25 protein-coding genes and 1 pseudogene are annotated in these 24,162 nt (G+C 70.3%); 22 read left to right on the plus strand and 4 right to left on the minus strand.

The window, feature by feature from the left end:
- The first annotated feature begins 4 nt into the window (after window positions 1-4).
- The 12 genes from G6N64_RS18095 to G6N64_RS18150 all read left to right on the plus strand — a co-directional run bounded on the left by G6N64_RS18095 (window position 5) and on the right by G6N64_RS18150 (window position 10,908).
- Window positions 5-649: a PaaI family thioesterase gene (locus G6N64_RS18095; RefSeq protein WP_163798426.1), complete on the plus strand. Its 645-nt coding sequence runs from the start codon at window positions 5-7 to the stop codon at window positions 647-649.
- Window positions 646-1,113, plus strand: a complete 468-nt coding sequence (locus G6N64_RS18100; protein ID WP_163798428.1) for a TIGR02611 family protein — start codon at window positions 646-648, stop codon at window positions 1,111-1,113. Before G6N64_RS18095 ends, G6N64_RS18100 begins: the two co-directional genes overlap by 4 nt.
- A 94-nt stretch (window positions 1,114-1,207) precedes the next feature.
- Entirely contained in the window at window positions 1,208-3,262 is a 2,055-nt protein-coding gene (thrS, locus tag G6N64_RS18105) for a threonine--tRNA ligase (protein ID WP_163798430.1), read from the plus strand.
- Window positions 3,259-3,825 carry an ATP adenylyltransferase gene (locus G6N64_RS18110; RefSeq protein ID WP_174266837.1) on the plus strand — a complete coding sequence of 189 codons (567 nt, stop codon included), beginning with the start codon at window positions 3,259-3,261 and terminating at the stop codon, window positions 3,823-3,825. Before thrS ends, G6N64_RS18110 begins: the two co-directional genes overlap by 4 nt.
- On the plus strand, window positions 3,822-4,493 hold the full coding sequence (gene pgsA / locus G6N64_RS18115; RefSeq protein WP_163798433.1) for a phosphatidylinositol phosphate synthase: 672 nt from the start codon (window positions 3,822-3,824) through the stop codon (window positions 4,491-4,493). Before G6N64_RS18110 ends, pgsA begins: the two co-directional genes overlap by 4 nt.
- A complete protein-coding gene (locus G6N64_RS18120) occupies window positions 4,490-5,404 on the plus strand; it encodes a phosphatidylinositol mannoside acyltransferase (RefSeq protein WP_163798435.1) in 915 nt (304 codons plus the stop codon). The genes pgsA and G6N64_RS18120 overlap by 4 nt, the downstream gene beginning before the upstream one ends.
- Complete coding sequence (locus G6N64_RS18125; RefSeq protein ID WP_163798437.1) at window positions 5,404-6,564, plus strand: glycosyltransferase family 4 protein; 1,161 nt, start codon at window positions 5,404-5,406, stop codon at window positions 6,562-6,564. Before G6N64_RS18120 ends, G6N64_RS18125 begins: the two co-directional genes overlap by 1 nt.
- Window positions 6,561-7,595 carry an NUDIX hydrolase gene (locus G6N64_RS18130; RefSeq protein WP_163798439.1) on the plus strand — a complete coding sequence of 345 codons (1,035 nt, stop codon included), beginning with the start codon at window positions 6,561-6,563 and terminating at the stop codon, window positions 7,593-7,595. The genes G6N64_RS18125 and G6N64_RS18130 overlap by 4 nt, the downstream gene beginning before the upstream one ends.
- Window positions 7,596-7,755: 160 nt before the next feature.
- Complete coding sequence (gene pdxS / locus G6N64_RS18135) at window positions 7,756-8,604, plus strand: pyridoxal 5'-phosphate synthase lyase subunit PdxS (RefSeq protein ID WP_246231277.1); 849 nt, start codon at window positions 7,756-7,758, stop codon at window positions 8,602-8,604.
- A 6-nt stretch (window positions 8,605-8,610) separates the two neighbouring features.
- Window positions 8,611-9,459, plus strand: coding sequence for an acyl-CoA thioesterase II (gene tesB / locus G6N64_RS18140; RefSeq protein ID WP_163798441.1), 849 nt, complete (start codon window positions 8,611-8,613; stop codon window positions 9,457-9,459).
- The gene (gene pdxT / locus G6N64_RS18145; RefSeq protein ID WP_163798443.1) at window positions 9,456-10,046 is read left to right on the plus strand and encodes a pyridoxal 5'-phosphate synthase glutaminase subunit PdxT; all 591 of its coding nucleotides are present in this window, start codon (window positions 9,456-9,458) and stop codon (window positions 10,044-10,046) included. The genes tesB and pdxT overlap by 4 nt, the downstream gene beginning before the upstream one ends.
- A 106-nt stretch (window positions 10,047-10,152) precedes the next feature.
- Window positions 10,153-10,908, plus strand: coding sequence for a YebC/PmpR family DNA-binding transcriptional regulator (locus G6N64_RS18150; protein ID WP_163798446.1), 756 nt, complete (start codon window positions 10,153-10,155; stop codon window positions 10,906-10,908).
- Here the strand turns inward: G6N64_RS18150 and G6N64_RS18155 are convergent.
- Window positions 10,890-11,741 (minus strand): alpha/beta fold hydrolase, encoded by an 852-nt coding sequence (locus G6N64_RS18155; RefSeq protein ID WP_163798448.1) that lies wholly within the window; start codon window positions 11,739-11,741, stop codon window positions 10,890-10,892. The genes G6N64_RS18150 and G6N64_RS18155 overlap by 19 nt on opposite strands.
- Window positions 11,742-11,803: 62 nt before the next feature.
- Between G6N64_RS18155 and G6N64_RS18160 the strand changes: the two genes are divergently transcribed.
- Entirely contained in the window at window positions 11,804-12,400 is a 597-nt protein-coding gene (locus G6N64_RS18160; protein WP_163798450.1) for a TetR/AcrR family transcriptional regulator, read from the plus strand.
- Between the two features lie 3 nt (window positions 12,401-12,403).
- Here the strand turns inward: G6N64_RS18160 and G6N64_RS18165 are convergent, their stop codons facing one another.
- Window positions 12,404-13,642, minus strand: coding sequence for a mechanosensitive ion channel family protein (locus G6N64_RS18165; RefSeq protein WP_163798452.1), 1,239 nt, complete (start codon window positions 13,640-13,642; stop codon window positions 12,404-12,406).
- Window positions 13,643-13,849: 207 nt separating this feature from the next.
- Here G6N64_RS18165 and ruvC point away from each other — a divergent pair, with 207 nt between their 5' ends.
- Genes ruvC through G6N64_RS18185 form a run of 4 tightly spaced genes read left to right on the plus strand, consistent with a single transcriptional unit; the run spans window position 13,850 to window position 16,472 of the window.
- Window positions 13,850-14,404 carry a crossover junction endodeoxyribonuclease RuvC gene (gene ruvC / locus G6N64_RS18170; RefSeq protein WP_174266839.1) on the plus strand — a complete coding sequence of 185 codons (555 nt, stop codon included), beginning with the start codon at window positions 13,850-13,852 and terminating at the stop codon, window positions 14,402-14,404.
- Entirely contained in the window at window positions 14,401-14,988 is a 588-nt protein-coding gene (gene ruvA, locus G6N64_RS18175; RefSeq protein ID WP_163798454.1) for a Holliday junction branch migration protein RuvA, read from the plus strand. The genes ruvC and ruvA overlap by 4 nt, the downstream gene beginning before the upstream one ends.
- On the plus strand, window positions 14,988-16,064 hold the full coding sequence (gene ruvB / locus G6N64_RS18180) for a Holliday junction branch migration DNA helicase RuvB (protein ID WP_163798456.1): 1,077 nt from the start codon (window positions 14,988-14,990) through the stop codon (window positions 16,062-16,064). The genes ruvA and ruvB overlap by 1 nt, the downstream gene beginning before the upstream one ends.
- A gap of 9 nt (window positions 16,065-16,073) precedes the next feature.
- The gene (locus tag G6N64_RS18185) at window positions 16,074-16,472 is read left to right on the plus strand and encodes a DUF1304 domain-containing protein (protein WP_163798457.1); all 399 of its coding nucleotides are present in this window, start codon (window positions 16,074-16,076) and stop codon (window positions 16,470-16,472) included.
- A gap of 65 nt (window positions 16,473-16,537) precedes the next feature.
- Here G6N64_RS18185 and G6N64_RS30510 read toward each other — a convergent pair.
- A pseudogene (locus G6N64_RS30510) lies at window positions 16,538-17,494 on the minus strand (GGDEF domain-containing protein); the annotation flags it as partial.
- A 371-nt stretch (window positions 17,495-17,865) separates the two neighbouring features.
- Here G6N64_RS30510 and G6N64_RS18195 point away from each other — a divergent pair.
- The gene (locus tag G6N64_RS18195) at window positions 17,866-18,483 is read left to right on the plus strand and encodes a hypothetical protein (protein WP_163801918.1); all 618 of its coding nucleotides are present in this window, start codon (window positions 17,866-17,868) and stop codon (window positions 18,481-18,483) included.
- Between the two features lie 107 nt (window positions 18,484-18,590).
- Complete coding sequence (locus G6N64_RS18200; protein WP_246230698.1) at window positions 18,591-18,977, plus strand: cytochrome P450 family protein; 387 nt, start codon at window positions 18,591-18,593, stop codon at window positions 18,975-18,977.
- 4 nt (window positions 18,978-18,981) lie between these two features.
- Here the strand turns inward: G6N64_RS18200 and gabT are convergent, their stop codons facing one another.
- Entirely contained in the window at window positions 18,982-20,325 is a 1,344-nt protein-coding gene (gene gabT / locus G6N64_RS18205) for a 4-aminobutyrate--2-oxoglutarate transaminase (RefSeq protein WP_163798459.1), read from the minus strand.
- A gap of 285 nt (window positions 20,326-20,610) precedes the next feature.
- Between gabT and yajC the strand changes: the two genes are divergently transcribed.
- The 3 genes from yajC to secF all read left to right on the plus strand — a co-directional run bounded on the left by yajC (window position 20,611) and on the right by secF (window position 24,159).
- Window positions 20,611-21,000, plus strand: coding sequence for a preprotein translocase subunit YajC (gene yajC, locus G6N64_RS18210; protein WP_163798461.1), 390 nt, complete (start codon window positions 20,611-20,613; stop codon window positions 20,998-21,000).
- A gap of 83 nt (window positions 21,001-21,083) precedes the next feature.
- A complete protein-coding gene (gene secD, locus G6N64_RS18215) occupies window positions 21,084-22,901 on the plus strand; it encodes a protein translocase subunit SecD (RefSeq protein WP_163798463.1) in 1,818 nt (605 codons plus the stop codon).
- 4 nt (window positions 22,902-22,905) lie between these two features.
- On the plus strand, window positions 22,906-24,159 hold the full coding sequence (gene secF, locus G6N64_RS18220; protein WP_163798465.1) for a protein translocase subunit SecF: 1,254 nt from the start codon (window positions 22,906-22,908) through the stop codon (window positions 24,157-24,159).
- Window positions 24,160-24,162 lie beyond the last annotated feature (3 nt).

Genomic DNA, 24,162 nt, shown 5'->3' on the forward strand with positions numbered 1-24,162 from the left:
CCGCATGGACGCCGATCAGGACGGGGACGGCCGGACCCCGGTCGCCGTGGCCGGGGGCGGCTTCAACTCGCCGGTACCGACCCACCGCGGCGGACCCGACTACGGCCGGTTCGTCGAGGCCGTCCGCACCCTGCAGGACCTGACCCGCGGAGCGGACGCGCCCGACGACGTCGTCACCGCGGCCGCCGACGCCATCGAGCGCGTCAACCGGTTGCTGGCGCCCTTCGAGGCCGACGAGTGGCACGCACCGTCGGGACGCCGCATGGACCTGCCCAACCGCGGCAGCATCCTGTCCGTCCCGGTCGACCTCCGCGTCACCGAGGACGGCCGGATCAGCGGCACCGCGAGGTTCCGCCGCTTCCACCTCGGCCGCAACGGCGCGGTGCATGGCGGCTCGCTGGCGCACCTGTTCGACTCGCTGCTGGGCTTCACGGCCTTCAAGCTCAGCGACAGCACGAAGCAACGCACCGCCTACCTGCACGTCAACTACCGCAAGATCGCGCCGATCGACGAGGAGCTTCGGGTGGAGTCCAGGATCGACCGGATCGAGGGCCGCAAGATCTTCGTGGCAGGGCGACTGCTCGACGGCGACGACGTCCTGTGTGACGCGGAGGCACTGTTCGTGATGCTCAAACCGGGTCAGCCATGACCGAGGACCCAAAGGCCGAGGACGAGTCCGAGGACGGCAAGAAGCACCGCCTCTCCCAGCTGAAGCGGCGGTGGGGGCGATGGCGCGACCGCCTGCGGGACCGGCCGCGCGTCGACTTCTTCTACCGCATCGCCGTCGGCGTCGTCGGCCTGATCGTCCTCGGGTTGGGCATCCTCGCGATCCCGTACCCCGGACCCGGCTGGGCGATCGTCTTCGTCGGCCTCGGCATCCTGGCCACCGAGTTCGACTGGGCGCGCAAACTGCTGGCCTACGCCAAGGAGCGCTACGACCGGTTCATGGACTGGTTCCAGAGTCAGCCGGCGTGGGTGCAGGTGCTCGGCGGGTTGCTCACCGCGCTGTTCGTGGCCGCGACGCTGTGGTTGCTCGGCGCGCTGGACTGGGGCGCCGAACTCGTGGGCCTCGACCCCAACTGGTTCAACAGTCCCATCGGCTTCGGTGACTAGCCGGGCGAGCGAAGCGACGGGGTAAAAGGCCCAGCCCCCACCCCGATAGCATGGTCGCGGTCACCACCCCCCACGACCCGATGGAGATCCGCCGATGAGTGCCGCCGCCAGCACCGCCCCCGCAGCCCCGATCCGGGTGCCTGCCGGGACGACCGCGGCGTCGGCCGTGCGCGAGGCGGGGTTGCCCAGCCGCGGCGCCTCCGACGCGATCGTCGTCGTCCGCGACGCCGAGGGCCGGTTGCGCGACCTGTCCTGGACCCCCGACGTCGACATCGACGTCGAGCCCGTCGCCGCGGACACCGAGGACGGCCGCAGCGTCATCCGGCACTCCGCGGCCCACGTCCTGGCCCAGGCGGTGCAGAACCTCTTCCCGGAGGCGAAGCTCGGCATCGGCCCGCCGATCACCGACGGCTTCTACTACGACTTCGAGGTGCCTCGGGCGTTCACCCCGGAGGACCTCGCGGCGCTCGAGAAGAAGATGCGCCAGATCGTCAAGGACGGCCAGCTGTTCGACCGCCGGGTGTACGCGTCCAAGGACGCCGCCCGCGAGGAACTGGCCGACGAGCCGTTCAAGCTGGAACTCGTCGACGACAAGTCGGGGGACCCGGACGTGATGGAGGTGGGCGGCGACGAGCTGACCGCCTACGACAACCTCAATCCCCGTACCCGCGAACGCATCTGGGGCGACCTGTGCCGCGGGCCGCACATCCCCACCACCCGTTTCATCCCGGCCTTCAAGCTGACCCGCAGCTCGGCCGCCTACTGGCGCGGCAACCAGGCCAACGCCAGCCTGCAGCGCGTCTACGGCACAGCGTGGGAGTCGCAGGAGGCGCTCGACCACCACCTCGAGCTGATCGAGGAGGCGCAGCGCCGCGACCACCGCAAGCTCGGCGTCGAACTGGACCTGTTCAGCTTCCCCGACGAACTCGGCTCAGGCCTGCCGGTGTTCCACCCCAAGGGCGGCATCATCCGCCGCGAACTCGAGGACTACTCGCGCCGCGCGCACGAACGGGCGGGCTACGAGTTCGTCAACACCCCGCACATCACCAAGGAGCACCTCTACGTCACCTCGGGCCACCTCGAGTGGTACGCCGACGGCATGTTCCCCCCGATGCACATCGACGAGGAACTGAACGCCGACGGCACGGTCCGCAAGCCGGGCCAGAACTACTACCTCAAGCCGATGAACTGCCCGATGCACCACCTCATCTACCGGGCGCGCGGCCGTTCCTACCGCGAACTACCGCTGCGGCTGTTCGAGTTCGGGTCGGTGTACCGCTACGAGAAGTCCGGTGTCATCCACGGGCTGACCCGCGTACGGGGCATGACCCAGGACGACGCGCACATCTACTGCACCCGCGAGCAGATGCGCGACGAACTGACCTCGCTGCTGCGCTTCGTGCTGGACCTGCTCGCCGACTACGGCCTGAACGAGTACTACCTCGAGCTGTCGACCAAGGACCCCGTCAAGTACGTCGGCGACGACGACGTGTGGGACGAGGCGACCGACACGCTGCGCGAGGTCGCCGAGGCGTCCGGACTGGATCTGGTGCCCGACCCGGGCGGCGCCGCCTTCTACGGGCCGAAGATCTCGGTCCAGGTGAAGGACGCGCTGGGGCGGACCTGGCAGATGTCGACCATCCAGCTGGACTTCAACATGCCCGAGCGCTTCGAGCTGGAGTACACCGCGGCCGACGGCACCCGCCAGCGGCCGGTGCTGATCCACCGCGCGCTCTTCGGGTCGATCGAGCGGTTCTTCGGGGTGCTCACCGAGCACTACGCCGGTGCCTTCCCGGCGTGGCTGGCGCCGGTCCAGGTCGTCGGCATCCCGGTGTCCGACGCCCACGTCGACTACCTCTACGACGTGGTGGCCCAGCTCAAGGCGCGCGGCATCCGCGCCGAGGTGGACTCGAGCGACGACCGGATGGCGAAGAAGATCGTCAACCAGACCAACCAGAAGGTGCCGTTCATGCTGCTGGCGGGGGACCGCGACGTCGAGGCGGGTGCGGTCAGCTTCCGGTTCGGCGACCGCACGCAGATCAACGGGATCGGCCGGGACGAGGCCGTCGACGCCATCGCCGGGTGGGTCGCGCGCCGCGAGAACGCCGCGCCCACCGCCGATCTGCTCGAGGTGGGCAGTCCCACGTGAGCATTGCCGACGAGGGCTCGGACGAGCGGACCGTGATCGACCGCGGCGTCGGCGACGGCGACCACCTGCAGCGGCTGTGGACGCCGCACCGGATGAACTACATCGCCGACGCCATCAAGACCGGATCGGCGAAGTCGTCGGAGCCGTTCACCGACATCCCGACCATGACCGACGAGGACGGGCTCGTGGTGGCGCGCGGCGAGCACGTCTACGCGGTGCTCAACCTCTACCCGTACAACCCGGGACACCTCATGGTGGTGCCGTACCGCAGGGTCGCCGAACTGGAGAACCTCACCGACGCCGAGAGCGCCGAGCTGATGTCGTTCACCCAGAAGGCGATCCGCGTGATGAAGCGCGTCTCGCGGCCGCACGGCTTCAACGTCGGACTGAACCTTGGCACCTCGGCCGGCGGCTCGCTCGCCGAGCACCTGCACATGCACGTCGTACCGCGCTGGGGTGGCGACGCGAACTTCATCACGGTGATCGGCGGAGCCAAGGTGATCCCGCAGCTGCTGCGCGACACCCGTGAGCTGCTGGCGACGGAATGGGCCGCGCAGTCGTGAGCGACTTCTACCTCCTGACCCGGGCCGCCTACGCGAAGCTGAGCGGTCCCGTCGCGCGGGCCGCACTGCGCGTGGGCCTCACGCCGGACGGCATCACGATCATCGGCACCGCGGGCACCGTCATCGCCGCGCTCACGCTGTTCCCGCACGGCCAGCTCTGGTGGGGCGCGTTCACGGTCGCCGTGTTCGTCCTCGCCGACATGCTCGACGGCGCGATGGCCCGAGAACGCGGCTATGGCACCAGGTTCGGCGGCGTCCTCGACGCCACGTGCGACCGGGTCGCCGACGGCGCCATCTTCTGCGGGCTGCTGTGGTGGGCGGCCTTCACCATCCACGACACGCCGCTGGTGGTGGCCACCATGATCTGCCTGGTCACCTCGCAGGTCATCTCCTACGTCAAGGCGCGTGCCGAGGCGAACGGCCTGAGCGGTGACGGCGGCACCATCGAGCGTCCCGAGCGGCTGCTCATCGTGCTCATCGGCGCCGGGCTGTCCGGGGTGTCGTTCCTGCAAGTGCCCTGGCTGATCCACGTCGCGATGTGGGGCCTGGCCGTCGCAAGCCTGATCACGCTCGGGCAGCGGGTGCACTCGGTGCGCACGTCACCCGGTGCCGTCGAACCGCTGCGGTCTGCCGCGCCGCCGTCCGCGGGGGAGACGAGCGAGTCGTGATCGCCGACCAGCTGACCGACCTCGGATACGCCGCCGGTTGGCGACTGGTGCGGGCGCTGCCGGAGTTCGCCGCGCGCAACGCGTTCGACGCCGGTGCGCTGTACGCCGCGCGCGGTGGCGGGCCCGACCAGCTGCGCAAGAACCTGGCCAGGGTGGTGGGCGTTCCGCCCGCCGAGGTGCCGGACAGCCTCGTCCGCGCGTCGGTCGCCTCCTACGCCCGCTACTGGCGGGAGGCCTTCCGGCTGCCGTCGATGGATCTCGACGTCCTCGCCACGCGCCTCGACCAGGCGGTCCGCGGCGCGGACCACCTCACCGCCGCGCTCGAGGCGGGCAGGGGCGCCGTCATGGCGCTGCCGCACAGCGGGAACTGGGACATGGCCGGGGTGTGGCTGGTGCACGCACACGGCCGGTTCGCGACCGTCGCCGAGCGGCTCAAGCCCGAATCGCTGTACAACCGGTTCGTCGAGTACCGCGAGAGCCTCGGCTTCGAGGTGCTGCCGCTGACCGGGGGGAGCAGGCCGCCCTTCGAGGTGCTCGCGGAACGGCTGCGCGACAACGGCCTGGTGTGCCTGATGTCCGACCGCGACCTGACCCGCTCCGGCGTCGAGGTCGACTTCTTCGGCGAGAAGACCCGGCTGCCCGCCGGGCCGGCCCGCCTCGCGGTGGAGACCGGCGCGGCCCTGCTGCCGGTGCACACCTGGTACGAGGCCGACGTCACCGTCGTCGGATTCGACCCCGCGCTGGACACCTCGTCGGGCGACGTCCACGCGATCACCCAGGCCCTGGCCGACCGGTTCGCGACCAACATCGCCGCCCACCCCGCGGACTGGCACATGATGCAGCCGCAGTGGATCGCGGACCTGTCCCAGGAGCGCCGGTCCCGGCTCGCGGGTGAGCACGGCGGGTCCTGATGCGGATCGGCATGGTGTGCCCGTACTCGTTCGACGTGCCGGGCGGCGTGCAGGCACACGTGCTGCAGCTGGCCGAGGTCATGCGCGGCTACGGCCACGAGGTCAGCGTGCTCGCGCCGTCGTCGCCGGACGCCACCCTGCCCGACTACGTCGTCTCGGGCGGCAAGGCCGTTCCCATCCCCTACAACGGCTCGGTCGCGCGGCTGCGATTCGGCCCCGCCACCCACCGCCGGGTCAAGAAGTGGATCGTCGACGGCGAGTTCGACGTCCTGCACGTCCACGAACCGAACGCACCGAGCCTGTCGATGCTCGCGCTGATGATCGCCGAGGGACCGATCGTCGCGACGTTCCACACGTCGACCACCAAGTCGCTGACGCTGTCGGTGTTCCAGGGCATCCTGCGGCCCTGGCACGAGAAGATCGTCGGCCGCATCGCGGTGTCCGACCTGGCCCGGCGCTGGCAGATGGAGGCGCTGGGATCCGACGCCGTCCAGATCCCCAACGGCGTCGACGTCGCGTCGTTCGCGTCCGCGCCGCTACTCGACGGCTATCCGCGTCCGGGACGCTCCGTGCTGTTCCTCGGCCGGTTCGACGAACCGCGCAAGGGCATGAGCGTGCTGCTGGGCGCGCTGCCGGGACTGGTCGCGTCGTTACCCGACGTCGAGGTGCTGGTCGTCGGGCGGGGTGACGAGTCCGAACTGGCCGAGGAGGCCGGGCCGCTCGCGGGTCACCTCCGGTTCCTCGGCCTCGTCGACGACGCGGAGAAGGCCTCGGCCATGCGGAGCGTCGACGTGTACTGCGCCCCCAACACCGGCGGTGAGAGCTTCGGCATCGTCCTGGTCGAGGCGATGGCCGCGGGGACGCCCGTCGTGGCCAGCGACCTCGACGCGTTCCGCAGGGTGCTCGAGGAAGGCGCCGCGGGCCGGCTGGTCCCGGTCGACGACTCCGAGGCGCTGGCCACGGCACTGGTCGAGATGCTGCGCGACGACGCCGCACGCGCCCGCTACGTGGCCGCCGCGAGCGACGCCGTGCGGCGCTACGACTGGTCGGTGGTCGCCCGCCAGATCCAGCAGGTCTACGAGACGGTCGCGGGATCGGGCACGAAGGTGCGCGTCGCGGGTGCGACCACCCGGGAGAGCGCCCGCGGAGCGCGCCGGTGACCCTCGGCTGGCTGCTCGTCGCCGTCCTCGTCCTGCTCGCGGTGGTGCTGATCATCGGCGGGACCTGGGCGTTCCAGACCGCCAACCGGCTGGACCGCCTCCACGTCCGCTACGACCTGTCGTGGCAGGCCCTCGACGGCGCACTGGCCCGTCGGGCGGTCGTCGCACGGGCCGTCGCCACCGACGCCTACGCGGGCAGTCCGCCGGGTCACCGGCTCACCACCCTCGCCGCCGCCGCCGAACGCGCACCTCGGTCGGCGCGTGAGGACGCGGAGAACGAACTGTCCAACGAACTCGCGCAGGTCGACCCGGCGTCGCTGCCGCTGCCGCTGGTCGCCGAACTGGCCGACGCGGAGGCGCGGGTGCTGCTGGCCCGCCGCTTCCACAACGACGCCGTACGCGACACCCTCGCACTGCGTGAACGGCCGCTGGTGCGGGCGCTGCACCTCGGTGGCACCGCGGCGATGCCCACGTACTTCGAGATCTCCGAACGCGCCAACCGGAGCGTCGTCGGCCAGGTCGGCAAGCGCACGTCGGCGCGGGTGATCCTGCTCGACGAGGACGGGGAAGTCCTGCTGTTCCGCGGGTCCGATCCGGCCAACTCCTCCGGGACGGCCCCGCGCTGGTGGTTCACCGTGGGTGGCGCCGTGCAGCCCGGCGAGGCGCTGCCCGACGCGGCCGTGCGCGAACTGGCCGAGGAGACCGGCCTGGTCGCATCGCGCGACGACCTGGTCGGACCGGTGTGGCGGCGTGACGCGGTCTTCGACTTCAACGGCGCGGTGGTCCGCAGCGAGGAGCTGTTCTTCATCCTCCGCACCACGCGTTTCGAACCCGTCACCTCCGGTCACACGGCCCTGGAGCGGCGCTACATCCAGGCGCACCGGTGGTGCGACGAGGCCACCATTCGCTCCCTGGCGGCCGGTGGTGAGACCGTGTACCCGGTGCAGCTGGCCGACCGGCTGGCCGAGGCCGACCGGCTGGCCGCGGCGACGTCGAGCCCGGCCGGTCGCGAACTCGAGTCGATCCACTGAGCGCGATCCCGCTGCGGATCGGTGCGATTTGGCCCGGCCCCTAGACTGAATCAGAAGACATATGGAGGAGATTGCAGTGGAAATCGGCAGCGATCACGTGAACGGGTCCGCCAACGGGTCGGCCGGCGGCCAGACCGGAACCGCCCGCGTCAAGCGCGGCATGGCGGAGATGCTCAAGGGCGGCGTCATCATGGACGTCGTCACCGCCGAGCAGGCGCGCATCGCCGAGGCCGCGGGTGCCGTCGCCGTCATGGCGCTCGAGCGCGTCCCGGCCGACATCCGCGCCCAGGGCGGGGTGTCCCGGATGAGCGACCCCGACATGATCGAGGGCATCGTCGCCGCCGTCACGATCCCCGTCATGGCCAAGGTGCGCATCGGCCACTTCGTCGAGGCGCAGATCCTGCAGAGCCTCGGCGTCGACTACATCGACGAGTCCGAGGTGCTGACGCCGGCCGACTACGCCAACCACATCGACAAGTGGAAGTTCACCGTGCCGTTCGTGTGCGGCGCGACCAACCTCGGCGAGGCGCTGCGTCGCCTGACCGAGGGTGCGGCGATGATCCGCTCCAAGGGCGAGGCGGGCACCGGCGACGTGTCGAACGCGACCACCCACATGCGCAAGATCGGCGGCGAGATCCGCAGGCTCGGCTCGCTGTCCGAGGACGAATTGTTCGTCGCCGCAAAGGAACTGCAGGCTCCCTACGACCTGGTCGCCGAGGTCGCGCGGTCGGGCAAGCTGCCCGTGACGCTGTTCACGGCGGGTGGCATCGCCACCCCCGCGGACGCGGCCATGATGATGCAGCTCGGCGCCGAGGGCGTGTTCGTCGGCTCCGGCATCTTCAAGTCCGGCAACCCCGCGGAACGCGCCGCCGCGATCGTCAAGGCCACCACCTTCTACGACGATCCGGACATGCTCGCCAAGGTGTCCCGCGGGCTGGGCGAGGCGATGGTAGGCATCAACGTGGACGACATCCCGGTGCCGCACCGGCTGGCCGAACGCGGCTGGTAGCCACCCATGGCGATCGAAGAGATCCTCGATCTGGAACAGATCGAGATCAACATCTATCGCGGCGGCGTGTTCAGCCCGGAGTCCGGATTCCTGCAGCGCACGTTCGGCGGCCACGTCGCCGGGCAGTCGCTGGTGTCGGCCGTCCGCACGGTCGACCCGAAGTTCCAGGTGCACTCGCTGCACGGGTACTTCCTCAAGGGCGGGGACGCGCGGTCGCCGACGGTGTACAGCGTCGAGCGCATCCGCGACGGCGGGTCGTTCTGCACCCGCCGGGTCAGTGCCATCCAGCACGGCGAGACCATCTTCTCGATGTCCGCGTCGTTCCAGGCCGACCAGAGCGGCATCGAACACCAGGACGCGATGCCGACGGCGCCACCGCCGGACGACATCCCGGACTTCAAGTCGGCGAGCAAGGTCTTCGACGACGCCAGCTTCCGGCAGTTCGACGAGTGGGACGTCCGCATCGTGCCGCGCGAGCAGATGAGCTTCCTGCCCGGCAAGGCGTCCCAGCAGCAGGTGTGGTTCCGCCACCGCGACCCGCTGCCCGACGACCCGGTGCTGCACATCTGCGCGCTGGCGTACCTCAGCGACCTGACGCTGCTCGGCTCGGCGCAGGTCAACCATCCCGAGGAGCGCAAGCACCTGATGGTGGCCTCGCTCGACCACGCCATGTGGTTCATGCGTCCGTTCCGCGCCGACGAGTGGCTGCTCTACGACCAGTCCTCGCCGTCGGCGTGCGGGGGTCGCGCCCTCACCCAGGGCAAGCTGTTCAACCGGTACGGCGAGATGGTGGCCGCGGTCATGCAGGAAGGTCTGACCCGCTACCAGCGCAGCTTCACGCCGTCGGCCACGTGAGCGCCCCGCGCGTCGGCGTCCTCGCGCTGCAGGGGGACACCCGAGAGCACCTGGCCGCGCTGACCGAGGCCGGGGCGGACGCCGTCACCGTGCGGCGTGCCGCCGAACTCGACGCCGTCGACGCGCTGGTGATCCCCGGCGGGGAGTCGACCACGATGAGCCACCTGCTGCGCGAACTCGACCTGCTCGAACCGCTGCGCGAACGGCTACGCGATGGCCTGCCCGCCTACGGCTCGTGCGCGGGGATGATCCTGCTGGCCAGCGAGATCGTCGACGCCGGTGTGCCCGGCCGCGAGGCACTGCCGCTGGGCGGGCTCGACATCACCGTGCGGCGCAATGCGTTCGGCAGGCAGGTGGACTCGTTCGAGGAGGACATCCCGTTCTCCGGTCTCGACGGCACCGTGCACGCGGTGTTCATCCGGGCGCCATGGGTGGAGCGGGTCGGCGACGACGTCGAGGTGCTGGCGCGGGCCGCGGGCCATCCCGTCGCGGTCCGGCAGGGTCCGGTGTTCGCCACCGCGTTCCATCCCGAGATCACCGGCGACCGGCGGGTGCACCACCTGTTCGTCGACTCGCTCCGGCGCTAGCGCAGCGCTGCGTCGAGGTCGAGCCCGCGTGGGCGTGACGTCCGGATAGACTGGTCGATCAGACTTCGCAGTAGACACGCCGAACACAAGAAGAGGTACTAGCTGCATGAGCGGCCATTCCAAGTGGGCCACCACCAAGCATCAGAAGGCCGTCAAGGACGCGCGCCGCGGCAAGGAATTCGCCCGGCTGATCAAGAACATCGAGGTGGCGGCGCGAACCGGCGGTGGGGATCCGTCGGGCAACCCGACGCTGTTCGACGCCATCCAGAAGGCCAAGAAGACGTCGGTTCCCAACGACAACATCGAGCGCGCCCGCAAGCGTGGCGCCGGCGAGGAAGCCGGTGGTGCGGACTGGCAGACGATCATGTACGAGGGTTACGGCCCGAACGGCGTCGCCGTCCTCATCGAGTGCCTGACCGACAACAAGAACCGCGCGGCCGGTGAGGTGCGGGTCGCGATGACGCGCAACGGCGGCAACATGGCCGACCCGGGCTCGGTGTCGTACCTGTTCTCGCGCAAGGGCGTCGTGACGCTGGAGAAGAACGGCCTCACAGAGGACGATGTGCTGACCGCGGTCCTCGACGCCGGCGCGGAGGACGTCAACGACCTCGGCGAGATGTTCGAGGTCATCTCCGAGCCGACCGATCTGGTGGCCGTGCGCACCGCGCTGCAGGACGCCGGGATCGACTACGACTCGGCCGACGCCAGCTTCCAGCCGTCGGTGTCGGTGCCCGTCGACGTCGAGGGTGCGCGCAAGGTCTTCAAGCTGGTCGACGCGCTCGAGGACAGCGACGACGTGCAGGACGTGTGGACCAACGTCGACCTCTCCGACGACGTCGCCGCTCAGCTCGACGAGGACTGAACCGGGCTGGTCAGGAAGGCGCCGATCGCCTCCGCGGTCCGTTCCGGTTGATCCAGCATGATCAGCACCTTCGCGTCGTCGACGATGCGCAGGGTGCCGCCGGTCAGCCGGGCGAGCCGCTCCCCGTGTGCCAGGGGCATCACCCGGTTGCGGCTCCACAGCACCAGGACGTCACCGTCGAACTCGGCGAGCCGGTTGGTCGCACGGACGAGTTCATCCTCGTCAAACGAGGTGCGGCAGTAGTTCAGCAGATCGCGGCGTATCCGCTCGTCGGCCAGGCCGGGGTCGGTCCACGCGTTCATGACGGTCTGCGGGATCCTGCGGCGCGACATCATGCCGAACATGAAGAACCGGTCGCGTAGCCAGCCGATGCGCATCTGCTTCATGGCCAGCGCGAGGGTTCCGGTGGTGCGGCTGGCCACCCACGTCATCTTCCCGGGAAAGCCGGGTGGGAAGTTGGCGAAGGCCTCCGTCGGGCAGAGCACCATCCGGGCCACCCGTCGGTCGCGGCCGTAGTGGGTGAGGAACAGCGGTCCGCCCCAGTCGGTGACGACCAGGGTGACGTCGACCAGGTTCATCGCCTCGAGGAAGTCGGCGACGACGCCCACCATGCCGGGCATGGTCAGATCGGCGTCGGGACGCATCGCACGGCGATGCCCACCGAGCGGTAGCACCGGCAGCAGGTACCGGAACCCGTTGGGCAGCAGGGGGAGTGCGAGATCCCACTGGGCGTCGTTCATGAGCAACCCGTGCAGCAGGACGACCGGGGGGCCGGACGGGTCGCCCGCCTCCCGGTACTCGACGGTGCCCGCGGCGACGTCTACCGACTTCATCCGACCTCCATTAGAACGGTGATTCTAGAACGTATGCTCTAGTGTGAGGCTGGGAGGCAGAGATGGCAAGGTCCACCAGGGAATCGATCCTGACGGCGGCGGCCGAACTGATGCGGCACCGCGGGTATGCGGCAGTGGCGATGAAGGACCTGGCCGCGGCGTCCGGTGCGCCGATCGGATCGCTGTACCACCACTTCCCGGGCGGCAAGGTGCAGATCGCGCGCGAAGCCCTGGTCAATGCGGGCGCCGCCTACGGCATGCTCATCCCGACCCTCGTCGACCCGCACGACGACCTGGGGGAGGCCGTCGAGGCGCTGTTCGCCCAGGCCGCCGACGACATGGCGGCCACCGGCTACGCCAACATGTGCCCGGTGGCCAGCGTCGCCGCCGAGATCGCCGACACGGTCGACGAACTGCGGCAGGCGACGGCCGAGATCTTCGACGGCTGGCTGGACGGAGGCGCCGCCTACTTCACGAAGCGCGGTCTACCGCCGGCGCAGGCCCGCGACGTGACCGTGGCGCTCGTCGGCGCGCTCGAGGGCGCGTTCATCCTCGCCCGCACCCTGCGCAGCCGGGAGCCGCTGCTCGTCGCGGGACGAGTACTCGCGCCGGGCTACCGCGGCGTCGCGCTCGGGGCGCACGCCGCGGTGCCCGGGTAGGCGTCAGCCGCGACCGCGTCCGTTGGATGCCGCGTAGTCGTCGGCGGGCTCCTCGAACTGCCGCTCGTCGAACAGGCTGGCGCGCTCGTCGGCGTGCGGGCTGCCGGAGAACAGGCTCGCCCCCACGCGCGGGGTCTCGCCGTCGCCATGGCGACGGTGCACGGTTTCCGAGTCGGGGTCGTACTGGACCAGGCGCTGCATGGGCAGTGCTCCGCCGGTGCGGTGCAGCCAGTCGACGAGGCCCTCGCGCACCAGGCAGCGCAGGTCGAACAGTGCGCCCGCGTTGGGTGCGCTGACCACGATGCGCACGCGCACGACCCCGCCGATCGCGTTCGTCACCTGGAGCACGCCGCGGCGGCCGTCCCACTGGTCGCTCTGCGCCAGCAGGCGGTCCACCTCGGCGCGCATCTCGTGCAGCGGCACGCGGAAGTCGACGTCGAACTCGACGGTGCCCATGATCTCGGTCGCGTTGCGCGTCCAGTTCTCGAACGGCGTCGTCGTGAAGTACGTCGACGGCAGGACGAGGCGACGCTCGTCCCACAGCCGGACCACCACGTAGGTCAGGGTGATCTCCTCGATGCGGCCCCACCAGCGGGCCTCCTCGAGTTCGACGACGTCGCCGACGCGGACAGCGCCAGAGAAGGCGATCTGCATGCCGGCGAAGACGGCGCCGAGCGACGTCTGGGCCGCGAGGCCGGCGACGACGGACAGCACGCCGGCCGAGGCGAACAGGGTCGTGCCGATGTCGGAGAACGACGGGAACGTCATCAGGATCGCGGCGACGCCGAGGACGACCACGACGGCGATCGCGAGGCGCCGCAGCACCGTCACCTGCGTGCGGACCCGGCGCCACCGCCGGTCGGCATCGGTGATCTCGTCGTCACCGCCGGCGAAGCGGGCGATCGCGCGGCGTTCGGCGACCTGCACGAAGCTCACCATCAGCCAGGTCAGCGTGGCGATGTTCACGATCAACAGGGTGTGGTCGACCCAGCCGCGCCAGGGGTCGGCGTCGCTCGAGGTGCGTTGCACCGCGATGGACGCCGCGAACACGGTCAGCGTGGCCCGCACTGGGAGCCGGCTGAAGGTGGCGACGTCGTCGATGACGTCGGCACGCCGTCCGATGCGCCTCAACACCCAGGTGAGGACCACCCCCAGCAGATACGCGATCACGATCGCGCCTGCGACCCAGGCGAGTGTGACGGCGAGGTTGGTGGCGGACTCCAGTTCGGTGTCGTCTGGCATCGAGTGTTCTGACTCCCTGCTGCTCGGTGATGTGGGTGAGCCTTCGACGGTAGCGGCGATCGCCACTGCCGTCACACGGCTTACCGTGATCGCGGGGGTTCACGCGTGCTGTGGCGGATCGCACGATTCACGTGCGTGTCGTACTCCGCGCCGTCCGGGCGGGCCGTTAGGGTATCGAACAGCTGTTCTAGAACCCGAGGAGGCGTGGTGCGCGTGATGGGCGTGGACCCGGGCCTGACGCGCTGCGGTCTGTCGGTGATCGAGAGTGGCGGCGGGCGCAAGGTGACGGCCCTCGACGTCGACGTCGTGCGCACGCCGGCCGACCACCCACTGGCGCAACGACTGCTGGCGATCAGCGATACCGTCGAGCACTGGATGGACACCCACCTGCCCGACGTGGTCGCGATCGAACGGGTCTTCGCGAACAACAACGCCAACACCGCGATGGGCACGGCCCAGGCGGGCGGCGTCATCGCCCTGGCCGCGGCGAAGCGGGGCATCGACGTGCACTTCCACACGCCCAGCGAGGTGAAGGCCGCCGTCACCGGCAACGGCCGGGCGGACAAGGCGCAGGTGACCACGATGATCACGAAGATCCTTGCGTTGCAGGCCAAGCCGACGCCGGCCGACGCCGCCGACGCGCTGGCGTTGGCGATCTGTCACTGCTGGCGCGCCCCGATGATCGCCAAGATGGCCGAGGCGGAGGCGATGGCCGCCGAACAGAAGCGCAGGTACCAGGCCAAGCTCCGGGCGGTCAGGTGATCGCCTCGATCCGCGGTGAGGTGCTCGACATCGCGCTGGACCACGCCGTCATCGAGGCCGCGGGCGTCGGGTACCGGGTGATGACCACCCCGGCGACACTGTCGACGCTGCGGCGCGGCACCGAGGCGCGGCTGATCACGGCGATGATCGTGCGCGAGGACTCGATGACGCTGTTTGGCTTCGCCGACACCGAGTCGCGGAACCTGTTCACCACCCTGCTCGGCGTCTCCGGCGTCGGACCGAAGATCGCCCTGGCGACGCTGGCCGTCTACGACGCCCCGACGCTGCGGCAGGCACTCGGCGACGGCGACGTCACGGCGCTCACCCGGGTGCCGGGCATCGGCAAGCGCGGCGCCGAGCGCCTGGTCCTCGAACTCCGCGACAAGATCGGCCAGTCGGCGGCGAGCGGTGCCGCCGTCGTCGGCGGACACGCGGTCCGCGGCCCCGTGGTCGAGGCGCTCGTCGGTCTCGGCTTCGCGGCCAAGCAGGCCGAGGAGGCGACGGACAAGGTCCTCGCGACCGACCCCGACGCCACCACGCAGACCGTGCTGCGGGAGGCGCTGTCGATGCTGGGCAGGAAGTGATGGGCCGGTTCTCCGAGGACGTCGACGGGGACGGCGGCCCCGACGACGACCGGGACGTCTCGGCGGCGTTGACCGTCGGCGAGGGTGACGTCGACGCCAGCCTGCGGCCGAAGTCGCTCCGGGAGTTCATCGGACAGCCGCGGGTGCGCGAGCAGCTGCAACTGGTCCTGGAGGGCGCCAAGAATCGCGGCGGAACGCCCGACCACATCCTGCTGTCCGGGCCGCCCGGGCTGGGCAAGACCTCGCTCGCGATGATCATCGCCGGCGAACTCGGGTCGTCGCTGCGCGTCACCTCGGGGCCCGCCCTGGAACGCGCCGGGGACCTGGCCGCCATGCTGTCGAACCTCGTCGAGGGCGACGTGCTGTTCATCGACGAGATCCACCGCATCGCGCGTCCCGCCGAGGAGATGCTGTACCTCGCGATGGAGGACTTCCGCGTCGACGTCGTCGTCGGCAAGGGGCCGGGCGCCACGTCGATCCCGCTCGAGGTCGCGCCGTTCACGCTCGTCGGGGCCACCACGCGGTCCGGAGCGCTGACGGGCCCACTGCGGGACCGGTTCGGCTTCACCGCGCACATGGACTTCTACGAACCCTCCGAGCTGGAGCGGGTGCTGTCCCGGTCGGCCGGGATCCTGGGGATCGAGCTGGGTGGCGACGCGGGCTCGGAGATCGCCCGTCGGTCGCGCGGCACCCCACGCATCGCCAACCGGCTGCTGCGGCGCGTCCGGGACTACGCCGAGGTACGGGCGGACGGCATCATCACGCGCGACATCGCGAAGCTCGCGCTCGCGGTCTACGACGTCGACGAACTCGGGCTGGACCGCCTCGACCGCGCGGTGCTGTCGGCGCTCACGCGCAGCTTCGGTGGGGGACCGGTGGGCGTGTCCACGCTGGCGGTTGCCGTCGGGGAGGAGGCGACCACCGTCGAAGAGGTGTGTGAACCGTTCCTGGTGCGGGCGGGGATGATCGCCCGGACCCCACGCGGGCGGGTCGCCACGACGACGGCGTGGCGCCACCTCGGCCTCGTGCCGCCGACCGGGGTCAACGCGCTGGGCCAGCCCGACCTCTTCGAGTAAGTTGCCCCCATGGTGACTGCCGCTCTGGTGTTCGCGGCACTCGCCGCGGCGCTGCACGTGTACATCTTCGTGCTCGAATCGTTCCGGTGGACGGCGCCGCGCACCCGCGCGACGTTCGGCACCACCGCCGAGGAGGCGGAGACCACCAAGCTGATGGCCTACAACCAGGGGTTCTACAACCTCTTCTTGGCGGTCGTCACCGCCGTCGGCGTCGGGCTGATGATCTCGGGCGGGACCGCCGCGGGAGCGGCCCTGGTCTTCGCGGGCGCCGGGTCCATGTCGGCGGCGGCCGTCGTCCTGGTCCTGTCGGCGCGCGACAAGTTCCGGTCGGCGGCCATCCAGGGCACGCTGCCGTTCGTGGCCGTGGTCCTCCTGGGCATCGGGTCGACGCTCGGCGCAGCGGCGTAGTCGAACGTCGGCGCGACCATCGGGGGTGGCGGTTCGGTGGGGTGCGGGGTGCCGGCGACGTAGACCTGGTTGCCGCCCGCCCGCTTCGCGGTGTACATCGCGCGGTCGGAGGCCTCCACGAGCCCCTGCAGGAAGGCGCGGAGCCCTTCGGCCGGGATCCTGCTGAGGGTGACGGACGCGACGCCCACGCTGGCGGTGACGCGCCACGGCGTCTCCGAGATCTCGCGGCACAGCCGTTCGGCGAGCCCGATCGCGCTCTCCCTGTCGCCGACGACGCCCACGACGAACTCCTCGCCGCCGATCCGCGCGATCACCGAATCACCCCGGCGGGTGCGGCGCAGGATGTCGGCCACCTCGATCAGGGTCTGGTCTCCCGCGGCGTGCCCGGCGGTGTCGTTCACGCGCTTGAACGCGTCGAGGTCGATCATCAGCGTCGACAGCGCCAGCGAACGGCTGTCGACGGCCTCGATGGCCAACGTCCGCATCGAGCGGTAGAAGCCGCGGCGGTTCGGCAGCTCGGTGAGGGGGTCGGTGTCCGACCGGAGCGCGTCGACGCCCAGGAAGTGCGTGAGCACCTGCGCCGAGAACGGCACCGCGAGCACGCCGACTGACAGAACCAGCAATTTGCTGAGGGCACCCCAGGGATCCCCGTCGGCGATGAGCTGGGCTGCGCAGATCGACGCGGTCACCGACGCCACCGACAAGGTGAGCAACAACGCGCGGCTGGTGTGGAAGAACGCCACGTACCCCGCGACCGCGGCGAACGCCATGGTGGCGTGCAGGCCGGCGGTGGGGGTGGATTGCGCCAGGCACATCGCCGCCACGCCGGCGTTGGCCAGGAGCACGAAGGCCAGCGACTGGGTCCGGCTGGGCCAGGCAGTAGCCCAGGACACGGCCATGATCGCGAAGACGGCGGCCACGACGATCGAAAGTACGCGGGTCACAGTGCCTTGCGGTCCTACCGGGCTGTTCAACATCAGCAACGGCGCCGCTGCGAGCAGCAGCACGATGGTGGCCATCATGAAACGCGTGAAGCGCTGCAGGTTGCGAGCGGCGAGATAGGAGGAGAGCCAGTCGAAATGATCCGGCTGTCGCCACCAATGGCAAATCCGCTCCACTGCGATGGGCTCACATTCGTGGTAGTCGGCCCACACCGCGGTACGCGGGACGGGACGGATCAGCGTGGCCTCCGACTCCACCGGGAGCCCACGACGGGATACTACAAAATCTGAAAGCAGTTTGCTGGGGAAGTTGGGATCTTCCGCGCGTCAACCCGGCGACACGCGGTTGGGTCGGCCCGCTCGAGGGTACCCCCGACGCGACCAAGGAGGTCCCCGTGTCAGATCCCGTTACCCGCGCCCACGACACCCGCGTCCGTGGCGGACGCCTCACCATGCCGCGCAGTCGCGGCGCGCTGAGCGGCCTGCTCGTCATCCTGCTCGGTCTGTGGGGGGCGCTCGTCCCCTTCCTCGGACCCAACTTCGACTTCGCCTACAGCCTCGGTGCCGACTGGACCATCGGCCGCGGATGGCTCGAGGTGCTGCCCGGCGTCGTCGCCGTGGTCGGCGGCTTCCTGCTGCTGACGTCGCGCAACCGCGTCTCCGGGATGCTGGGCGGCTGGCTGGCGGTGGCCGCGGGCGCGTGGTTCGTCGTGGGCCGTGCCTTCGCCGGCCCGCTCGGGCTCGGCGACGTCGGCACCCCCGTCGCCGACACCGACACCAAGCGCGTGTGGCTCGAGCTGACCTACTTCTACGGACTCGGGGCCGTGCTCGTCTTCCTCGGCGCACTGGCCCTCGGACGCCTGTCGGTCCGCTCGGTGCGCGACGTGGAGTTCGCGAGTCGCCCCCTCGACACCACCGACGTGCGCACCACCGACGTGCGCACCACCGACGGCGCGGTGGTGGCCGACGGCACTCGCGACACCACCCTCGCCGGTCGGCCGCGCCGCCGGGGAGGGCTGCTCGGTCGCCTCCGCGGACGCCGCGGCGACCGCACGCTCGTCGACCGCTGACCGCTGTTCGTTCGGTCACACGGCGGCCCCGTGGGTCGCCGCCGTGGTCGTGGGTTGGGTAGACATCGAGGTGATCCGCATTCGCGACCACCGACGAGGAGCCTCCCGTGAGCACGGCCACGCTCATCCGTTCCGAGCCGCTCGCCGACGAGTACAGCCGTCGCTGCGTGACGGCTCTGCGCGCCGACGTCCTCGGCGCGCTCAGGCGGCCGAACGCCGCGATGACGGACATCGGAGCGCGCTCACCCATGCGCCTCGTCTGCGCGACGCTCGGTGTGCCGCGCCGGGATTGGGCCCGGCTGTCCCGACTGGCGTGGCAGGCCGACGCGCCGTCGACCGACGCGCTGAGTGCCTACGTCGACGTGATGATCGCCGACCGGTGCTGGCAGCCGGCCGACGACCTCCTGGCGGACCTCGTCATGGCGGACGTCCGCGGTGACGGCTTGACCGCGGACGAGATCCGGTCGATCGCCGTCGCGCTGCTGACGTCCTGACGACTCAGAGGTCGGCGAGCACCAGGGCCAGGACGTCGAGGCCCTCCTCGAGGAGTTCGTCGCTGATCGCCAGCGGCGGGAGGAATCGCAGGACGTTGCCGTACGTGCCACAGGAGAGGACGATCACGCCCGCCGCGTGAGCGCCCGCACACAGCTTCTTGGTCAGCTCCGCATCGGGTTCGAGGGTGCCCGGCTTGACCAGCTCGACGGCGATCATCGCGCCGCGCCCGCGGACCTCGCCGATCCGCTCGTCGTCGGCCTGCATCCGGCCGAGCCGGGCCTTCATCAGCCGCTCGATCGCCTGCGCGCGTTCGACCATGCCGTCGGCCTCGATCGTCTCGATGGTGGCCAGGGCCGCCGCGCACGCGATCGGGTTGCCGCCGTAGGTGCCGCCGAGCCCGCCGACGTGCGGGGAGTCCATGATCTCGGCCCTGCCGGTCACCGCCGACAGCGGCAGTCCGTCGGCGATCCCCTTGGCAGTGACGATCAGGTCCGGGTCGACGCCCTCGTGCTCGCAGGCGAACATCGCGCCGGTGCGGGCGAACCCGGTCTGGACCTCGTCGGCGATGAACACGACGCCGTTGCCGCGGCACCACTCGAGCAGCGCGGGCAGGAACCCCTCGGCAGGCACGATGAAGCCGCCCTCGCCCTGGATGGGTTCGATGATGATGGCGGCCAGGTTGTCGGCACCGACCTGCTTGTCGATGACGCTGATCGCGCGACGGGCGGCGAGTTCACCGTCGGTCGCCAGCTCCTTGCCGCCGAACTCCGCGTCGCGGAAGGGGTACGACAGCGGCGCCCGGTAGATCTCCGGGGCGAACGGTCCGAAGCCGTGCTTGTAGGGCATCGACTTCGCGGTCAGGGCCATCGTCAGGTTGGTCCGGCCGTGATAGGCGTGGTCGAAGGACACGACGGCCTGCTTGCGGGTGTAGGCCCGGGCGATCTTGACCGCGTTCTCGACGGCCTCGGAGCCCGAGTTGAACAGGGCGGAACGCGTGTCGCCCGCGACCGGCGTCAGGCGGTTGAGGTGCTCGCACACCGCGACGTAGCCCTCATAGGGCGTCACCATGAAGCAGGTGTGGGTGAACTCGGCGGCCTGCGCCGCGACGGCCTCGACGACCCGCGGCGAGGCGTTGCCGACGGTGGTGACGGCGATGCCCGAGCCGAGGTCGATCAGGCGGTTGCCGTCGACGTCCTCGACGATGCCGCCACCTGCCCGGGCGGCGTAGACGGCCATCGTGTTGCCGATGCCGCGGGCCACGGCGGTGGTCTTGCGCTCGATGAGGGCGGAGGACTTCGGGCCGGGGATGGCGGTGGCCAGGTAGCGGCTCTGTTCGAGGGTGCTCACGTCTGACTCCAGTTCGCAGCGCAGGTGGGGGATCGTCGTGACCCAGACTAGTCGCCGAGACTACGCACTCGACCGGAATCGTCGGGCGACGACGTGGTCGCTGCCGAGATGGACCGCGCCCGGCGGATTCCGGCGCGGTTTTCGTCGGCGGGGGGACCCCGGACGTGGCGGGCGGTCCGCCGGGACGTGCCGTGATGGCACACTAGGGGCTGACGAGGCGCCTCCGTGACCCCCGTGACAGGCACGTCCGGACGCCGACAACCGACACGAAAGAATCTTGCTGCAATGGATCTGGTCGTCTTCCTTCCCCTCCTCATCATCCTCGGCGCGTTCATGTTCTTCGCCTCCCGTCGGCAGAAGAAGGCCATGCAGGCCACGATCGACCTGCACGAGTCGCTCACCGTGGGCGACCGCGTGCACACCACCTCCGGCCTCGAGGCCACCATCACCGGCGTGAACGACGACAGCGTCGACCTGGAGATCGCTCCCGGCGTGGTGACCACCTGGATGAAGCTCGCCGTGCGCGACCGCATCGAGGCCGTCGACGAGGACGACGAGGACTACGAGGACGACACCGAGGTCGAGGACTACGAGGTCGGCTTCAACAGCGCAGGCGCATCGTCCGCCTCCGAGTCCCTGCCCATCGAGAAGAACAACCCCGACCAGGTCAAGTAGGACTGACAGCGGGGCACTCAGTTGGACCCCGTACCCTTTGCGGTTGCTCGACGTACGTACAGACCTGAGGAGATTCGAGGAACGTGGCATCGTCTTCCGCGCCGGTGCACCCGTACCGCTACCTGACGCTCTTCCTGGTCCTGCTGATCGGTGCCTATCTGCTGGTGTTCCTGACCGGGAACAAGCAGGCCGAGCCCAAGCTCGGCATCGACCTGCAGGGCGGGACCCGCGTGACCCTGACCGCCCGCACGCCCGACGGCTCGCCCCCCACGCGGGACGCGCTGATCCAGGCGCAGGAGATCATCGGCGACCGGGTCAACGGCCTGGGCGTCTCCGGGTCGGAGGTGGTGATCGACGGTGACAACCTGGTCATCACCGTCCCCGGCAACGACAGCAGCGAGGCACGCAACCTCGGTCAGACCGCCCGGCTCTACATCCGTCCCGTGATCCACGCGGTTCCCGCGGGTGCCCAGCAGGGCGCACCTCCCGGACAGGCGCCCGGGGGTGCACCCGGAATCCCCGGCCTGCCCGGCGGCGCTCCCGGCCAGGCCCCCGAGATCGCGGACCCCGAGCCGCCGGCCGGCGCGCCCGCTCCGGGTGCGCCCGCGCAGGGCGAACCGGCTCAGGGCGAGCCCGCTCCGGCCCCCGGGCCCGCACCCCAGCCGCGTCCCTACCCGGAGGAGCCGGCCCCCACGCCCACTCCCGCGCCGACGCCCACACCGGCTCCGGGCGGACCGGCCCCGTCGCCCACGCCCACTCCCGGTCCGTCGGCCAACGCCGACCCCCGTCAGCAGCTCGCGCAGCGCATCACCGACGAGAAGGCGCTGCGGCAGAGCGCCGATCAGCAGATCCAGCTGCTCGCCCTGCAGTTCCAGGCGACCCGCTGCAACGACACCGACGTGCTGGCCGGCAACGACGATCCCAACCTGCCGCTGGTGACCTGCTCGCAGGACAAGAAGACGGTGTACCTGCTCGACAAGTCGATCATCAGCGGCGAACAGATCGAGACGGCGTCGTCCGGCCTCGATACGCAGCGCAGCGAGTACGTGGTCGACCTGCAGTTCAAGGGTGACGCCACCACCATCTGGGGCGACTTCACCGCCGCCAACGTGGGCACCCAGACCGCCTTCACGCTCGACTCGCAGGTGGTCAGCGCCCCGCAGATCAACGAGCCCATCCCCGGTGGCCGCACACAGATCACCGGAAACTTCACCCAGGACTCGGCCCGCGAACTGGCCAACGTGCTCAAGTACGGCTCGCTGCCACTGTCGTTCGAGTCGTCCGAGGCCGAAACCGTCTCGGCCACACTGGGCTTGACGTCGCTGCGGGCCGGGTTGATCGCCGGCGCCATCGGTCTGGGACTGGTGCTGCTCTACGCGCTGCTCTACTACCGCGTGCTGGGCCTGCTGACCGCGCTCTCGCTGATCGCCTCCGGCGCCATGGTGTTCGCGATCCTGGTGCTGCTCGGCCGCTACATCAACTACACGCTCGACCTCGCCGGCATCGCCGGTCTGATCATCGGCATCGGTACCACCGCCGACTCGTTCGTCGTGTTCTTCGAGCGCATCAAGGACGAGATCCGCGAGGGCCGGTCCTTCCGGTCCGCGGTGCCACGCGGCTGGGCGCGCGCCCGCAAGACCATCCTGTCGGGCAACGCGGTCAGCTTCATCGCCGCGGCGGTGCTCTACGTCCTGGCCGTCGGCCAGGTGAAGGGCTTCGCCTTCACGCTGGGGTTGACCACCATCCTCGACGTCGTCGTCGTGTTCCTCGTGACGTGGCCGCTCGTCTACCTGTCGTCGAAGTCCGCGCGACTGACGAAGCCAGGACTGAACGGTCTCGGTGCCGTGCAGCAGATCGCCAAGGAGCGACGGGCTGCGGCGGCGTCGGCGGGAACGAGGTAGGGACATGGCACGCAACGACAAGAGCACCGGCGTCGACGCGACGTCGACCGGATCCGAACTCGGCACGGCGACCACCGCTCCGCAGCACGGCTTCTTCATCCGCCTGTACACGGGCACCGGCGCGTTCGACGTGGTCGGGAAGCGCAAGCTGTGGTTCGCCATCAGCGGCGGCATCGTCCTGGTCTGCCTCGCCAGCATCCTGATCCGCGGCTTCACCTTCGGCATCGACTTCGAGGGCGGCACCAAGGTGTCCATGCCCGCTCAGGGCGTCAACGGACAGGTGACCACCCAGCAGGTGGAGGACGTCTACGGCGAGGCGCTCGGGCAGGCCCCGGACTCGGTGGTCATCGTGGGCAGCGGCGCGTCGGCGACCGTCCAGATCCGCTCCGAGGCTCTCGACAACGACCAGACCGAGACGCTGCGCAGCGCGCTGTTCGACGAGTTCCAGCCCAAGGGCGGCGACGGCCAGCCCAGCAGGCAGTCGATCAGCGACTCCGCGGTGTCGGAGACCTGGGGCGGCCAGATCACCCAGAAGGCGCTCATCGCGCTGGTGGTGTTCCTCGTGCTCGTCACCATCTACATCACGCTGCGCTACGAGCGGTACATGGCGCTCTCGGCGCTGGCCGCGCTGGTCTTCGACCTCATCGTGACCGCCGGCGTGTACTCGATCGTCGGGTTCGAGGTGACACCGGCCACGGTGATCGGCCTGCTGACGATCCTCGGCTTCTCCCTCTACGACACCGTCATCGTGTTCGACAAGGTGGAGGAGAACACCCACGGGTTCGAACACACCACCCGCCGGACGTTCGCCGAGCAGGCCAACCTCGCGATCAACCAGACCTTCATGCGATCGATCAACACCAGCCTCATCTCGGTGCTGCCGATCCTGGCGCTGATCGTCGTCGCGGTGTGGTTGCTGGGTGTCGGGACGCTGCAGGATCTCGCGCTGGTGCAGCTGGTGGGCGTCATCATCGGCACCTACTCCTCGATCTACTTCGCGACGCCACTGCTGGTGACGCTGCGCGAGCGGACCGAGCTGGTGCGCAATCACACCCGGCGCGTGATGAACCGGCGTGCGGGGGCGGCCGCGAAGTCCGGTGTCGTCGACGACTCGGCCGACGACTCGCCCGACGGCGACGCCGACACCACGTCGGTGGCGGCCGCACCCGTCACGATCGCACCGGACAAGCCCGCGCCGGGAGCCAAGCCGTCCCGCCCGACGGGCCGGCCCTCCGGTAAGCGGACCACCAGGCGGTAGGTC

It is taken from the genome of Mycolicibacterium sediminis (assembly GCF_010731735.1).
GTDB classification, from domain to species: domain Bacteria; phylum Actinomycetota; class Actinomycetes; order Mycobacteriales; family Mycobacteriaceae; genus Mycobacterium; species Mycobacterium sediminis.